This is a genomic window from Xenorhabdus sp. SGI 60 (assembly GCF_056632175.1).
Window position 1 is genome coordinate 3,198,155 of record NZ_CP196860.1, and the last position, 15,927, is coordinate 3,214,081.

The window sequence follows — 15,927 nt, forward strand, 5'->3', positions numbered from 1 at the left end:
TACCTCGGTATCTGCTTTTTGGTGTGGATAAAACATATCAAATAAAACATTTATTTCAATTTAGTTTTATTTGAAAATTTTATTTTTTAGAGCTGGCTCATAACTTTCATCTGGGGGGTATTTTGCCGACAATTTTTACCCTGCTTAACCGTCTTCCGTGTCTTATGAGCAAAATCGAGGGACAATCTGCCCATTATTGAGATAAGCATATTTGGGCCACCTTAAAACTTCAACACGGACTGAGCATAGAAACCGCAGCGCATGCATAGTACATCAGGATTTTGCGCCCAGCCCCAAATACTCTGATCAATAAATCCCGTATCGCAGCTAATACTGACGCACTTTTTTCTCCACATATTCCCTGATTTTTTCCGCTGATGCTGCAATGTCTGGATTATCAGCAACCTGCGCGGTTCCTATTCTCCACCATGATTCATAATCATGCGTCATGGTTTTAGGTAATACTTTAATGTCGATTAATGTCGCACAGGGCTGCTTCTGCGCATCCTGCAAAGCAGCTATTAATTGTTGTTCATCATGCACTCGATAACTTTTGCAGCCGTAACTTTCCGCATTCTTGGCAAAATCCACCGGTATCAAACTACCGTCCAACCTGCCATTTTGCGGATTGCGATAACGATTTTCCGTGGCAAAACTTCCCATACCTTGGCTCATCTGTAAGTTATTGATGCAACCAAATCCCGCATTATCAAACAGCAGCACAGTGATTTTAATACTTTCCTGAATAGCCGTTTGTAATTCACTGTGCAACATCAAATAGGAACCATCACCAACCATTGCGTAAACCGGTTGTTCAGGACACGCGAGTTTTACCCCCAATGATGCAGCAATTTCATATCCCATACAGGAATAGCCATATTCAAGGTGATAAGTATCAGGCACTTTCGGTTGCCAAACGCGCTGTAAATCGCCCGGCAGAGAACCCGCAGCCCCCACAATGATGGCATTGGGTTCCAAATACTGATCCATCAAGCCAAGTACACGGGTTTGAGTCAGATTGGTTTGCAATGTTTCACTGTACTCTTCCAATTTTTCATCCCAATGCCCCGCAATCTCTGGCTTGAATCCAGCCTGATATTGAATGGAAAACAATCGTTCTAATTCCTGCTGCCAGGCTGCCTTCACCTGAACAATTTCTTGCTGCCACTCCGAACGCCATGCTGTTGTTGACAGGGCCTGTGCAATGGCATTGAGTCCTTCTCTGGCATCCGCCAGAACGCCTACGGCATCCAATTTGCTGGCGTCAAATTCTGCGACATTGATGGTAAGAAATTCCACGTCTGGGTGTTGAAACAGCGATTTTGAAGCCGTCGTAAAATCAGTAAAACGAGTGCCAACACCGATAATCAAATCGGCTTCCTTAGCTAGCTGATTCGCCGCCAAACAACCTGTCGTGCCAATGCCGCCACAATTCAGTGGATGGGCAGCCACAATCGCACTTTTCCCCGCCTGCGTTTCAGCAAATGGGAGATGGAAAGTTTCAGCAAAATGGCGGAAAGCTTCATGAGCTTCGGAATAACGCACGCCACCACCACAAATTAACAGCGGCTTTCTCTTGCGCTGAATCAGTGCCATTGCCTCTTGAATACGCACCTGAGAAGCTGGACGACGTTCAATTTGGTGAACCCGTTTCTGGAAGAAGTAATCTGGATAATCCCATATTTCTCCCTGAACATCTTGCGGAAGACAGATCGTGACAGCCCCCGTATCAGCCGGATCCGTCAATACTCGCATGGCGTGGAGCATGGCTGTCATCAACTGCTCCGGTCGCGAAATGCGATCCCAATAGCGGGACACTGGACGGAAGCAATCATTGGTACTCATGGTGCCATCACCATATTGTTCAATCTGTTGTAAAACGGGATCAGGCTGGCGGCAAGCAAAGATATCTCCCGGCAACAATAGTAATGGGATACGATTCGCGGTTGCCGTTGCGGCTGCCGTCACCATATTGGCCGCACCTGGCCCAACAGAAGAGGTGACGGCAAAAATCTGCCGACGTTTTTTCTGTTTGGCAAATCCCGTTGCAATATGTGCCATCCCCTGTTCATTACAACCTTGATAAACGCGAAGATGCCCAGGCTCCTGCTCCAATGCCTGCCCTAATCCCACCACATTACCGTGACCAAATATTGTGAACACACCTCGAATAAGGGGAACTTCTTCCCCATCAACATTGATATATTGCTGGTTAAGAAATTTGACCAAGGCTTGAGCCATCGTCATTTTCTTCGTATTTATTGCTCTGTTTTTCATTGCATAGCTACTCCATCGTCGGCATCACAAAATGGCTATCGTGCTGTTCTAAACGCACACTGGCGGGCCAACGGCTGGTGACGGTTTTCATGCGGGTATAGAAGCGCACCCCGTCATGACCATGTATATTCAGTGGCCCAAAAATGGAACGCTTCCAGCCACCGAAGCTATGAAATGCCATCGGTACTGGGATGGGGATATTCACACCGACCATACCAGATTGAACGTCTTCATTGAACTGACGAGCCGTTTCACCATCGCGGGTAAAAATTGCCGCCCCGTTGCCATATTCATGCTGATTAACCAACTTTAATGCCGTGTCATAATCTGGTACGCGCACAATGGCAAGCACAGGGCCGAAGATCTCTTCTTTATAAATTTTCATGTCTGGCGTGACATAATCAAACAGGGTCGGTCCCACGAAATAGCCATTTTCATAGCCTGCAACCTGATACCTTCGCCCATCAACCAACAATTTTGCACCTTGCTCTACCCCACTACAAATGTAGTCAAAGATTTTTGCTTTGTGTTGCTGTGATATCACGGGTCCCATGTCGTTTTCTTTTCCATCGGTAATACCAGGGCCAACCGACATTTGACCTATTTGCTGCCGGAGTTTTTTTACCAATGTATCGGCAATTTCATCCCCGACCGCCACGACAACCGACAATGCCATACAACGTTCCCCCGCCGCCCCAAAGGCCGCCCCCATGATGGCATTTACGGCCATGTCCATCTCTGCATCTGGCATCAAGACACTATGATTTTTTGCACCACCCAATGCCTGACAGCGTTTGCCGTGCGCTGAGGCAGTGGTATAAACATACTCTGCGATCGGGGTTGAACCGACAAAACTCACCGCCTGAATGCGGGGATCGGTCAGCAGTACATCAACCGCTTCTTTATCCCCTTGCACAACATTAAACACGCCATCCGGCAATCCGGCTTGTTGCAATAATTTCGCCAGTTCAATCGAAAGAGAGGGATCTTTTTCAGAAGGTTTCAGGACAAAGGTATTTCCCGCCGCCAATGCGATAGGAAACATCCACATTGGCACCATAGCAGGAAAGTTAAATGGCGTGATACCCGCACAGGCACCTAATGGTTGCATCAGGGAGTGACTGTCAACTCCCGTTCCCACGTTGGCAGAGTGTTCCCCTTTTTGCAGATGAGGGATACCACAAGCAAACTCGACCACTTCGAGGCCGCGAGTTAATTCCCCCACAGCATCGGAATAAATTTTTCCATGCTCTTCAGAAATCAGCCTTGCCAGTCTGTCCTGATTTTCTTCAAGCAATGATTTGAATTTGAACAAAATCCGGGCGCGTTTCAATGGTGAGTTTTTTGACCATTCCTTAAAGGCCAGATGGGCAGATTCAATGGCATGTTCAGTCTCATGAACTGTGCTTAAGGCAATTTTCCGAATCTCCTGCCCTGTGGCTGGATTGAAAATGAGTGCAATGCGATCACTTTGGCTATCAACAAGTTGCCCGCTAATAAAGTTTTTAATCTGTTCCATTCTGAGCCTCTCTAAATTCAATTAAGATTGAACTAACAAGTTGCTATTGAACTATAAGCATTTAATCACGATGCTACAGATATATGAAATATATATTTCGTTTTCAATTGAATTTGAAATGCGTTTTAATTAATGTGATCAACACGCTATTTTTACGCATATGGGGGCATGATGTCTGCTGCGTCTAATCTGAATGAACTTCAAGAACAAGTACGATCCCGTTATGGTGAGTTAAGTAAACGGTTACAACAAGTTGCAAGATATGTACTGGATAATACTAATAGTGTCGCATTTGATACTGTTGCTGTTATTGCCAAAGAGGCCAATGTTCCGCCTTCCACCTTGATCCGCTTTGCTAATGCTTTTCATTTCAGTGGATTCAATGAAATGAAACAATTGTTTCGCCTGAATCTGGTGGAAGAAACCGCCAGCTATACTGATCGGGCACGGCTGTATAAAGAGCTGGATAGCGATCATCAGATACCGGAAGATCCTCAGCATATTTTGCAGGCGTTTGCCCATTCCAACGCTCAAGCCATGCAGCAACTCGCAGCCCGCACTCCCGCAGAAGATTTGAATAAGGCAGTGAGTTTACTGGCGAATGCCCACAATATTTACATTATCGGCCTGCGTCGCTCTTTCAGTGTCGCCTCATATTTTGCCTATGCCCTCAGTCATCTGGAATGCCGTCCCCTGCTCATCAATGGCTTAGGTGGCATGTTCCACGAGCAGATGAGTATGATTGGCTCTCAAGATGTCGTGGTATCTATCAGTTTTACGCCGTATGCTGAAGAAACGGTGATGGTCAGTGAAAAAGCGGTACAGGCAGGTGCAAAGCAAATTGTCATTACTGATAGCCAAATTAGCCCGCTCGCAAGTTTTAGCGATATTTGCTTTGTGGTAAAGGAAGCCCAGGTTGATGCCTTTCGTTCTCAATCTGCCACCTTGTGTTTGGTGCAATCCTTAACGGTAGCGCTGGCGTATCGGCAGGGACAATACGGATCGAGGTAACATGTTGCCATAAAATCAGCAATAAGTGTAAGCGTGATCATAAGGTATTAAGGCATATTGATCACGCCTATCATGATCAACACAGCTATTAAATAACCGCCACTAAAATTATAGTTCTTAATATTTTATGGATATTGATTTACTTAAAATAATCTTTAATTGTTTTCAATCTATAGGTATCCTTTCCAAACAAATAGCTAATAATGGCACAACTGCATCAATGAATAAGTTTATTACAAATCAATGCACTGACAAAAAATTCCCTCCTTTGCCAGACAAAATAATCAAATTATTAGAATGTCATGAAACAATGACATTTAATGTCAATAAATGACTTCCTGCAATAATGATTAACTTCATTATTGGAATGGATTTAACTAGCTGTTTTTTTTATCTAACAAAAATACAGGCTGAGTATGCTCAATAAGCAGATGTCAAGCTTGTATTGAATATAATTTAGAATCATAGCGGAGTATTCACATGGATAAGATTCTAGCCTCTCCATTTATTCATTTTTTTTGGAAGTCATGGGTTCTCGAACCTCACTCACCTAAATATAATCTCGTTATAGAACAGAGTATTAAAGGAGATTTAGATGAAAGTAGATTAAAATGGACTCTGCAAGAATTTATTAATATTTATCCTTTATTCAAATATCGGATTGAAGAAAAAAATGATGAGTTATATTGGATATTAGGCTCAGATAATATTGAGTTTACCTACCTTTCTAATAATGAAGAACAATTGAATCAGTTTGCTCTGCGGCCATTTGACCTCAGAAAAGGACCAGTAGTTCGTTTTGGTTTACTCAAAGAGGCAAAACAGCAATTTCACTTATTCATTGTACTGCACCATATCATCGGTGACGGGCAGGGTATAGAAGAGTTTTTTCATAATATCGCTGATCTGTACAACCAACGTCCTCTGCGCCATTCCCCCATGACGCTGCAACAAGCGTCAGAAAAATTTGAACAAGATCGTCAACTTTTACAATTATTGGGCAAATATAACCCCGAACAATATTGGAAAAAGTGTCTGTCAGGCATGACTACCCATAATCCATTACCCTATTTGCCTCAACAAGCGATAGGTGAGCCTGAATTGCCTAATGAATTTCGTTTCAACTTGCCATTGGAAGATTGGGAGAACCTCTCAAAATCTTTATCCCCTTGTAAACCGTTCCTCGTATTTAAAACGTTATGGGCAACATTAGTGGCCCAGTATACTGGAACGGGTGGCGCTCACCTTATCTATCCCGTTGCAGTCGCTGGTGGGGAGTCTGTTTCGCTTGGTGCACAAATCAATGCCGTTGTTTTTCCTCTGTGTTTTAATGAGATGGATAGTTTTAATTCTCTCTATCAGGCCACGTTAAACTATAGTACATCATTAAAAGTGCAGCCTGATCTGCGTTTTTCAAGTTTGCCTATATTCCAGGCTGTACCCACCCATCTTATCAATAAGCTCAATGTCGGTATCAATCAGGCCAGTTTTAAGGATCTCAATCTGGAATTAGACGGATGTGAGGTCCATTACGGCAGTCGTTTCAATAACGATTTAGCCGTTACAGAATGGATACTGGAATATCATCTGGAAGAGGGTCATTGGGCTTTTCGTATCCGCTACCATCCTAACCTTTTCCATGCAAAACAAATCAAAGCGTTAGGTGAACAATTCCAGCAATTGTTGGTTAATGCCCTGTCTCATCCCGAAACGCCAATATCGCAGTTTTCTTTGCTAACCCCTGATCAGGCGCAGACCTTACTGGAATACGGTAGTTCACAACAACCAGGCGACACAAGGTCAGCACGACACAATCCTCTGGTGATCGATTTGATACGGAAACATTATCAACAGGCAATCGGACAATCACAATCTGCTGAAATATCAGGTATCCAAGTCTATGTGTTGAATGAACGATTACAGATGGTGCCAATGGGGTTAAAGGGCGAACTTTATCTCTCTGGGCCAGAATTGGATAATAAATATTTGGAGCAATCAGCATTAGCAGAAAAACAGCTTATTACCAATCCATTTGTTCAATATACCAAGGATAAGTGGCTCTATCGCACTGGCGAGCAAGTACGCTGGTTGCCGAATGGAGAGCTGGAATATCTGGGGACAGAGAACTATGATTTTCTGAAAGAGGCGAGTTAATCTAACCGTTAGGTGAAACAACGGCGTGATCGTTATGCTAACCAGACCTATGAATCACGCCAAATTATTACTCCTGTTTATTTACCACCACTTATTCAAAATCCTGAAAAGTCGGTCCCTGGAAATAAATAGCTTTAATGTGACAACTACGGGGTTGGGTGATAACAAACCGGATGGTTTCCCATACTGAACGGCCATTAAGCAATTGCTCCCCCATTTTTTTCTGGTTATCCAGAACTTCATCAAAACCATTAAGTTCAAAGTCAGGCGGATAAAGCCCGGTCACACGAATATTTTCTTTGCTTAAATAATGGGCTAAATTCTGGCTAAAGCCACTCATGGCATGTTTGGCGGCGAAGAATGCCGGATGAGCGACGGATTCGTTAAATTGGGGAATACCACAAACCGATACCATAGCAACAATATCGGCACCCTGTGATTGACGCAAGCTCGGCAATAGCGCTTTGGTCAGCAAGATAGAACCTGTTATACCTGAATTCACCGTACTGACAATATCGGCGTCATTGTCACCTTCCCCTAAACGCCCTTCCAGCCATTGAGCTGCACTTAAGATCAAAATATCAATGGGGTGATTGTCTTGTAGTAACTGAATAGCAAAATCGCTAACGGATTGAGCATTACTCATATCGCATTGATAACCTCTAACGATGCCACCTTCACGGCGAATAATCTCACATGTTGCTTCTGCACTGGCTAATTGGCGGGCACAGAGATCAACATGTGCACCTTCTCGTGCCAGCCAAACAGAAACCGCTTGTCCAAAATCGCGTCCTCCGCCTGTTACCACCACTCGTTTACCCTGCAAAGCACTCGATCTCGTTCACTTCATTAAACATCATGTTGGCTTTCCTTATATCAGTTATCAAAGCTGGATGAGGAACCGTCACTTTGTCGGTCAGATTTATTGATAATTTACTGTTTAGAAAGACAATCTTACTTGGGAGTTTCCACCCTGGTTTTATCATTTGGTGCTCACTGCGCTTATTGCAGAAGATAACATTCAAGAAAGAAAAAAATAAAGAGCCAATCAGCATCTATTGGGCCCAGCCAGCCCGGCCATCCCATATTCTACTTCACGACTGACTCTGGAAAGCACTCTGAAAATCGAAAATGTTTACATCTGCTAAACTTTAGGCAACAGATAACGTCAATCGTGTGCTCTGGGTTACTGTCATTCTTAACACCATAAAATCACAACCATTACCTGTGAAGGGGGTTATATGAAAGCACTTGTTTATCATGGAGCCGGAAAAAAACGCTGGGAAGAAAAAGCACCACCCCAACTCATTGAACCAACAGATGCTATCGTCCGCATCGTCAAAACCACCATCTGTGGTACAGATCTGCATATCCTTAAGGGAGATGTTCCTACTGTCGAGCAAGGCCGAACATTGGGTCATGAAGGTATTGGGATCGTTGAATCAATTGGGGAATCGGTCCGCAATATCAAAGTTGGTGATAAGGTGATTATTTCCTGTATCACCGTCTGCGGCAGTTGCAGCTATTGTAAACGCCAGCTTTATGCGCACTGTAAAGATGGTGGCTGGATCCTGGGGCATAAAATTGATGGTACACAGGCAGAAAAAGTGCGTATTCCTCATGCTGATAATAGCCTGCATCGTCTGCCAGAAGGTGTCGATGAAGACGCGGCATTAATGCTCAGTGACATCCTGCCAACAGGTCTTGAAATTGGTGTTATCAATGGCAAGGTCCAGCCGGGCCAGACTATCGCCCTAATTGGTGCGGGACCCGTCGGGCTATCAGCATTACTGGCATCACAATTTTACTCCCCGGCACATATCATCATGATCGATACTGATGATAACCGCCTTAGTGTTGCCCGGCAGTTTGGGGCTAACACGGTTATCAACCCGGCAAAACAAAACGTCGTAGAAACTATCAACAAACTGACTGACGGTATTGGTGTCGACGTCGCCATTGAGTGTGTGGGTATTCCCGCAACTTTCAAAATATGTCAGGACATCATTGCAGCAGGTGGTTTCATTGCTAATGTTGGTGTCCACGGCAAATCTGTTGACCTGCATCTGGAAAGCCTCTGGATAAAAAACATTACCATTACTACTGGACTGGTAAACACAAGCAGTACTCCCATGCTGCTGAAAAGCGTTCAATCAGGCAAAATTGCACCTGAAAAGCTGGTCACTCACCATTATTCATTGAGTGAAATAGAGACCGCTTATGAAATATTTGGTCATGCAGCTCAAGAGAAAGCACTGAAAATTGTTTTGTCGGCATAGTGGGTATAGCAGGAGACAATTTTTCCAGCTAAATGATGAAATTGCCATTCGACAGATACAGAAAAGCCGCCGCAATATACTGCATCAATGCGCTTATGCAATTCATTACGGCGGCCTTTATACTGTACTTGGTACTACGCTTGATTTCTTGGTTTGTTAACTAATTAATAAACCTTCAACCTACAGTTTGCATTCTTCATCCAAATCTGCCTGAGAGAGGTTCCCGATAGTAATAAATTCATCCAATAGCCCTAAAAGTTGGGCCAATTTTTCTGGAGAAAAAGCGTTCTCAATCGCCTTATATCCCTCAGCAATCTGCCCTTTTGCTTGCTCGTAGAGTTCCTGGCCTGCCGGAGTCAAAGAAACATACAGCTTACGCTGATCATTCATAGGCTTCATGCGGAAGATAAGTCCATCACGCTCCATACGTGTCAAAATGCCTGTCAGGCTTGGACGCAAGATACAAGTAAGACAAGCTAAGTCATGAAAATCAATAGAACGGCTACTCGCAAGTACACGAATAATACGCCATTGCTGTTCAGTTAAATTATAGCTCTTCAAAATAGGCCGAAAAAAACCCATAGCAGTTTCTCTCGCTTGAAGCAATGCAATTGTCAAGGATTCATGCATAAGTAAAAGTGACTCTTTAGTTAATCGCTAGTCATTCTTTATAAGTTTAACGCCCATGCTATTTATTATAGACAACATGAACACCAAAAAGCCTAACATGCTCAAAATCATCCACAAAGAGGAAAGATTTCAACATTAACAAATAAATAAAATCATCCCACCCACAAAAAGTTAATTAAAAGTTAAATCCAATCTCAAATGACCTTGATTAAAAATATAACAGGCTGATCTTTATGTAGTAAAAATGATCAACAATAAAGTGTTGTTACATAGATCACAATTAAAATTAACAATCCACTTAACATATTGAAGATTGCCAACACATGGTTTATTAATATATTAATAAGTGATCTTGCAACACGTCATTCAGGTTTCAAGGAGCTGTCCATGAAAGGCACTGTCTTTGCCGTTGCCCTCAATCATAGTAGCCAGATCAGTTTCTGGCATGAGGCATTTAACAAAGAACCCTATAAAACACCCCCCAAAACGCCTATTTGGTTTATCAAACCCCGCAATACCGTGATTAATTCAGGGGATGTTATTCCGCATCCTGTCGGGGAAACGGTACAAAGCGGCGCAACTCTGGCGCTGTTGATTGGAAAAACAGCACGCAAAGTTTCAGTTCAGGATGCCGAACAGTATATTGCTGGTTACGCATTGGCAAACGAAGTCAGCCTGCCTGAAACGTCATTCTACCGTCCTGCCATTAAAGCAAAATGTCGGGACGGTTTTTGTCCGATAGGTCAAATGACCAAGACCAACTCGGTTGAATCACTCGATATTGTGACTGAAATCAACGGCCAGGAAGTTGATCGTTGGTCTACTCAAGATCTCGTCCGTTCAGCAGCTGAATTATTGGCAGCATTAAGCGAATTCGCCACTTTAAACGAGGGTGATGCAATTCTATTGGGAACGCCCCATCAGCGCGTTACTCTTCATCCTGCCGATAAAGTCACAGTCAAGGCCAAAGGCTTCCCTAACTTAGAAAATACGGTTGTATTGGCAGGAGATCAGGCATGAAATACGCCAAAATTCATTATCAGGGCCAGGATCTCACTGTTACTGTTGACGCACAGGAAAATGTCTTCTTGCCAGATGGAAATACGATCAGCGGTGAAGAGGTTGTCTGGCTTCCCCCACCCGCGGCACACTGTTTGCATTGGGGCTAAATTATGCTGATCACGCAACAGAGCTGGAATTTAAGCCACCAGAAGAGCCACTGGTATTTATCAAAGCAGCCAATAGCTTAACCGGACACCGTCAGGTTTCTGTCCGCCCTGATAATGTGGAATATATGCATTATGAAGCAGAATTGGTTGTCGTGATGGGTAAACCTGCTCATAAAGTTTCCAGAGAAGAGGCCATGAACTACGTTGCGGGTTATACCGTTTGTAACGATTACGCTATTCGTGATTATCTGGAAAATTACTATCGTCCTAACCTGCGGGTAAAAAGCCGCGATACGCTCACCCCAATCGGTCCGTGGATCATCGATAAGCAGCATATCGCGGATCCGCATAATCTAACCTTGAAAACATGGGTGAACGGTGAACTCCGTCAACAAGGTACAACCGCCGCTTTGATCTTCGACATTCCTTTTTTAATTACCTACCTCAGCGATTTTATGACATTGCAACCCGGCGACATGATCGCCACCGGAACCCCCAAAGGGTTGTCTAATGTTGTTCCCGGGGATGAAGTTATCGTGGAAGTCGAAGGGGTTGGGCGCTTGGTCAATCGTATTGTCAGCCAGCAAGAATATGAGGAGAGTTTGTCATGACCATGATTAACCATTGGATCAACGGCAAGAATGTCGGCAGTAAAACCTATTTCACAACGACCAACCCTGCAACAGGCGAGGTGCTGGCTGAGGTTGCATCAGGCGGGCAGGAAGAGATTACCCAAGCCGTGGCAGCGGCCAAACAAGCTTTTCCCAAATGGGCAAATACTCCAATGAAAGAACGCGCCCGTTTGATGCGCCGTTTGGGTGAATTAATCGACCAAAATGTTCCCAATATTTCTGCGCTGGAAACCAAGGATACGGGTCTTCCCATCCATCAGACACAAAATGTCTTGATCCCACGGGCTTCGCAAAATTTCAATTTTTTCGCTGAAATTTGTCAGCAGATGAACGGGCGTACTTATCCCGTCGATGACACCATGCTCAACTATACATTAATCCAGCCTGTTGGCGTTTGCGCACTGATTTCCCCGTGGAACGTGCCTTTTATGACGGCGACGTGGAAAGTCGCACCCTGTCTGGCGCTGGGTAATACGGCGGTTTTGAAGATGTCCGAACTTTCCCCGTTGACAGCCAACCGTCTGGGCGAATTGGCGTTGGAAGCCGGCATTCCGGCTGGGGTATTAAATGTGGTACAGGGCTACGGTAACACCGCAGGCGATGCGCTGGTAAAACATCATGATGTGCGCGCAGTCTCTTTCACCGGTGGAACCGCAACGGGTCGCCTGATCATGCAAAATGCCGGACTGAAAAAATACTCTATGGAATTAGGCGGAAAATCCCCTGTCCTTATTTTTGAAGATGCAGATATTGAACGCGCACTGGATGCCGCCCTGTTCACCATTTTCTCTCTCAATGGCGAACGCTGTACGGCTGGTTCCCGCATTTTTATCCAGGAAAGTATCTACCCCGAATTCGTCAAACGCTTTGCTGAACGCGCTAATCGGTTACGTGTCGGTGATCCCCAAGATCCGCAAACCCAGGTTGGCAGCCTGATAAGTCAGCCACACTGGGAAAAAGTCTCCAGTTATATCCGCTTGGGGATCAAAGAAGGCGCCACACTGCTGGCCGGAGGCCCCGATAAACCTGCCGATTTACCTGCCCATCTAAAAAATGGCAACTTCTTGCGCCCTACAGTATTGGCGGATGTGGATAACCGTATGCGTGTGGCACAGGAAGAGATTTTCGGTCCTGTCGCTTGTCTGCTGCCGTTTAAGAGCGAAGAAGACGGGCTGCGTCTGGCCAATGATGTGGAATATGGCCTTGCCTCCTATCTCTGGACACAAGATGTCAGCAAAGTCTTGCGTCTGGCACGTGGCATTGAAGCTGGCATGGTGTTTGTCAACGCCCAGAATGTTCGCGATCTGCGCCAGCCATTTGGTGGCATAAAAGCTTCCGGTGTCGGGCGTGAAGGAGGGGAATACAGTTTAGACGTGTTTGCCGAAGTGAAGAACGTTTGTATCTCAATGGGAGAGCACCCTATTCCTCGTTGGGGTGTTTGAATAACTGCCATCCTGATACCAAGTGAGGGTTTATGGGAAAGTTAGCGTTAGCAGCGAAAATTACACATGTCCCTTCTATGTACCTGTCTGAATTGCCAGGCAAGCATCACGGTTGCCGACAAAGCGCTATTGACGGACACAAAGAGATCAGCCGGCGCTGCCGTGAGATGGGCGTTGATACGATTATTATTTTCGATACGCATTGGCTGGTTAACAGCGCCTATCATATTAACTGTTCCGACCATTTTTCCGGCATCTATACCAGTAATGAGTTGCCACATTTTATCCGCGATATGACCTATGAGTATGACGGCAACCCGGAGTTAGGCAGGATGATTGCAGAAGAAGCGCGTCAGATGGGCGTTCGTGCTCAGTCACACGAGATCCCAAGCCTGAAACTGGAATATGGCACGCTGGTGCCCATGCGTTATATGAACAGCGACCGCCATTTCAAAGTAATTTCAATTTCTGCCTTTTGTACTGTCCATGCGTTTGAAGACAGCCGTAAACTGGGAGAAGCGATTTTACGGGCGATTGAGAAATACAATGGCACGGTTGCGGTACTGGCAAGTGGTTCGCTGTCACACAGTTTCATTGACGATCAACGGGCCGAAGGGGGCATGAACAGCTATACCCGTGAGTTCGATGAGCAGATGGATCGCCGTGTCGTGCAGCTTTGGAAAGAAGGCAAATTCGAGGAATTTTGCAAAATGTTACCGGAATATGCGCAATATTGTCGGGGAGAAGGCAACATGCATGATACCGTGATGTTGCTGGGTCTGCTCGGATGGGACAAGTATGATGGCAAGGTGGAATTTTTGACGGAATTGTTCGCCAGTTCAGGGACCGGACAGGTTAACGCGGTTTTCCCGCTGCCAAATTATTTTGTTAACTAAAATAAAACAGATGCCTGACAGGAGAAAACCGTGCCACATTTTTACGCTGAGTGTACTGAAAATATCCGTGAAGAAGCCAGGTTGCCGGAATTATTTGCCAAAGTGAACCAGGCACTGGCAGAGACGGGCATTTTTCCGCCGGGCGGTATCCGCAGCCGTGCCATTTGGTTAGACACCTGGCAAATGGCGGAGGGTAAGCAAGATTACGCCTTCGTTCATATGACACTGAAAATTGGTGCCGGACGCAGCCTTGAAGATCGGCAAAAAGTCGGAGAAATGTTGTTTGACTTAATCAAGGCGCATTTTAGTGAATTGATGGCACGGCGTTATCTGGGCCTCTCTTTCACGATGGAAGAACTTGATCCGGTGCTGAATTATAAATCGAATAATGTTCATAGCCTGTTTAAAGCAAAAAAGTAACGATTTGAGTGAGAAGAAACTATGACAAATCATCTGGATATACCATTGCTGCGTCAACAGGCCTATATCAACGGTCAATGGGTTGACGCAGAAAATAAAGCGACTTTTGAAGTCATTAACCCTGCCAGTGATAAGATCATTGCCAATGTCAGTGATTTGGGCGCCAAAGAGACACAGTCTGCCATTGAAGCCGCCCAGAATGCCCTGTCTGCATGGCGGTCGTTGACAGCAAAACAGCGTAGCCAAAAGCTCAAGCAATGGTTCCATCTGGTGATGGAAAACCAAACCGCCTTAGCAGAAATACTGAGCATGGAACAAGGCAAATCCCACACCGAGGCAATGGGAGAAATTGCTTACGGTGCCAGTTTTATCGAATGGTTCGCGGAAGAAGGCAAACGCATATATGGCGAAACATTGCCTTCTCCAATGCCGGGCCGCCGTCTCGCCACCATCAAACAACCGATTGGTGTCGTTGCGGCTATTACACCGTGGAATTTCCCCAATGCGATGATCACCCGTAAAGTTGCACCTGCGCTGGCGGCGGGATGTACGGTGGTTCTGAAACCTGCTGCTGAAACTCCCCTTTCTGCGCTGGCTTTAGTCGTCCTGGCGGAACAGGCGGGCATTCCGGCTGGCGTCTTCAATATCGTCACGGGAATGGATGCCAAAGCGATTGGTGAAGTGCTGACCTCAAGCCCTATCGTACGCAAACTTTCGTTCACCGGCTCTACGCGGGTTGGCAAGTTATTAATGGCACAAAGCGCCGATACTGTGAAAAAACTCTCCCTCGAACTGGGTGGCAATGCGCCTTTTATCGTGTTTGATGATGCCGATCTTGATACGGCGGTAGAGGGCGCAATGGCTGCGAAATTCCGTAACAGCGGGCAAACCTGTGTGTGTGCCAACCGTATTTTGGTACAGGAAGGTATTTATGAGGCTTTTGCCGAACGTCTGACTCATGCAGTGAAACAGCTTCGGGTTGGGCCAGCCACTGATAGCTCATCACAGCAAGGCCCGCTGATTAATCAAGCGGCTGTAGAAAAAGTACGGGCGCATATCAGTGATGCAGTTTCCAACGGCGCACGCATCCTGACGGGAGGAAAATCTCACACTCTGGGGGGGTTGTTCTTTGAGCCAACGGTACTGACAGATGTTACTGAATTCATGTTAGTTGCTCACGAAGAAACCTTCGGTCCTCTGGCGCCACTGTTCAAATTCCGTGATGAAGACGAGGCCATCCGTATTGCTAACAGTACTGAATTTGGCTTGGCTGCTTATTTCTATTCCCGTGACATTGGCCGAATTTACCGTGTAGCGGAAGCATTGGAAAGTGGCATGGTAGGTATCAATGAAGGTTTAATTTCTAACGAAATCGCGCCATTTGGCGGTATCAAGCAATCGGGGCTGGGACGTGAAGGTTCACGCTACGGTATTGAGGATTATCTGGAAGTGAAATACCTCTGTTTTGGCGGGTTGGAAGCGAAAGGAGCTTAACCCC

The 15,927-nt window shown here is 45.4% G+C and carries 12 protein-coding genes and 1 pseudogene; 9 read left to right on the forward strand and 4 right to left on the reverse strand.

The genetic code is table 11. The annotated features are described in order from the left end of the window. Positions 1 to 327 precede the first annotated feature (327 nt). Positions 328 to 2,262, reverse strand: coding sequence for a 3D-(3,5/4)-trihydroxycyclohexane-1,2-dione acylhydrolase (decyclizing) (gene iolD / locus ACSJJG_RS15015; RefSeq protein ID WP_481090451.1), 1,935 nt, complete (start codon positions 2,260 to 2,262; stop codon positions 328 to 330). 22 nt (positions 2,263 to 2,284) lie between these two features. Continuing rightward, positions 2,285 to 3,796, reverse strand: a complete 1,512-nt coding sequence (locus ACSJJG_RS15020) for a CoA-acylating methylmalonate-semialdehyde dehydrogenase (protein ID WP_481089790.1) — start codon at positions 3,794 to 3,796, stop codon at positions 2,285 to 2,287. A 171-nt stretch (positions 3,797 to 3,967) separates the two neighbouring features. Here ACSJJG_RS15020 and ACSJJG_RS15025 point away from each other — a divergent pair, with 171 nt between their 5' ends. Together ACSJJG_RS15025 and ACSJJG_RS15030 are read left to right on the forward strand one after the other, a co-directional pair. Next, positions 3,968 to 4,807, forward strand: a complete 840-nt coding sequence (locus ACSJJG_RS15025) for a MurR/RpiR family transcriptional regulator (protein WP_481089791.1) — start codon at positions 3,968 to 3,970, stop codon at positions 4,805 to 4,807. Between the two features lie 480 nt (positions 4,808 to 5,287). Next, complete coding sequence (locus ACSJJG_RS15030) at positions 5,288 to 6,961, forward strand: condensation domain-containing protein (RefSeq protein WP_481089792.1); 1,674 nt, start codon at positions 5,288 to 5,290, stop codon at positions 6,959 to 6,961. Between the two features lie 91 nt (positions 6,962 to 7,052). Here ACSJJG_RS15030 and ACSJJG_RS15035 read toward each other — a convergent pair whose 3' ends face one another. Then, positions 7,053 to 7,787 (reverse strand): SDR family oxidoreductase, encoded by a 735-nt coding sequence (locus ACSJJG_RS15035; RefSeq protein ID WP_481089793.1) that lies wholly within the window; start codon positions 7,785 to 7,787, stop codon positions 7,053 to 7,055. Between the two features lie 415 nt (positions 7,788 to 8,202). Here ACSJJG_RS15035 and ACSJJG_RS15040 point away from each other — a divergent pair, with 415 nt between their 5' ends. Further along, a complete protein-coding gene (locus ACSJJG_RS15040; protein WP_481089794.1) occupies positions 8,203 to 9,240 on the forward strand; it encodes a zinc-dependent alcohol dehydrogenase family protein in 1,038 nt (345 codons plus the stop codon). A 180-nt stretch (positions 9,241 to 9,420) separates the two neighbouring features. On the opposite strand, the gene hpaR is transcribed toward ACSJJG_RS15040, so the two are convergent. Next, a complete protein-coding gene (hpaR, locus tag ACSJJG_RS15045; protein ID WP_047768160.1) occupies positions 9,421 to 9,870 on the reverse strand; it encodes a homoprotocatechuate degradation operon regulator HpaR in 450 nt (149 codons plus the stop codon). Between the two features lie 387 nt (positions 9,871 to 10,257). Between hpaR and ACSJJG_RS15050 the strand changes: the two genes are divergently transcribed. The 6 genes and pseudogenes from ACSJJG_RS15050 (at position 10,258) to ACSJJG_RS15075 (ending at position 15,923) form a co-directional block, all read left to right on the forward strand. Then, positions 10,258 to 10,890, forward strand: coding sequence for a fumarylacetoacetate hydrolase family protein (locus tag ACSJJG_RS15050; protein WP_481089795.1), 633 nt, complete (start codon positions 10,258 to 10,260; stop codon positions 10,888 to 10,890). After that, a pseudogene (locus tag ACSJJG_RS15055) lies at positions 10,887 to 11,650 on the forward strand (fumarylacetoacetate hydrolase family protein). The gene ACSJJG_RS15050 and the pseudogene ACSJJG_RS15055 overlap by 4 nt, the downstream one beginning before the upstream one ends. Further along, positions 11,647 to 13,113, forward strand: a complete 1,467-nt coding sequence (gene hpaE, locus ACSJJG_RS15060) for a 5-carboxymethyl-2-hydroxymuconate semialdehyde dehydrogenase (RefSeq protein ID WP_481089796.1) — start codon at positions 11,647 to 11,649, stop codon at positions 13,111 to 13,113. Before ACSJJG_RS15055 ends, hpaE begins: the two are co-directional and overlap by 4 nt. 32 nt (positions 13,114 to 13,145) lie before the next feature. Further along, entirely contained in the window at positions 13,146 to 14,009 is an 864-nt protein-coding gene (gene hpaD / locus ACSJJG_RS15065; protein ID WP_481089797.1) for a 3,4-dihydroxyphenylacetate 2,3-dioxygenase, read from the forward strand. 30 nt (positions 14,010 to 14,039) lie between these two features. Then, positions 14,040 to 14,429, forward strand: coding sequence for a 5-carboxymethyl-2-hydroxymuconate Delta-isomerase (locus ACSJJG_RS15070; protein WP_481089798.1), 390 nt, complete (start codon positions 14,040 to 14,042; stop codon positions 14,427 to 14,429). 21 nt (positions 14,430 to 14,450) lie between these two features. Then, positions 14,451 to 15,923: an NAD-dependent succinate-semialdehyde dehydrogenase gene (locus ACSJJG_RS15075; RefSeq protein WP_481089799.1), complete on the forward strand. Its 1,473-nt coding sequence runs from the start codon at positions 14,451 to 14,453 to the stop codon at positions 15,921 to 15,923. Positions 15,924 to 15,927 lie beyond the last annotated feature (4 nt).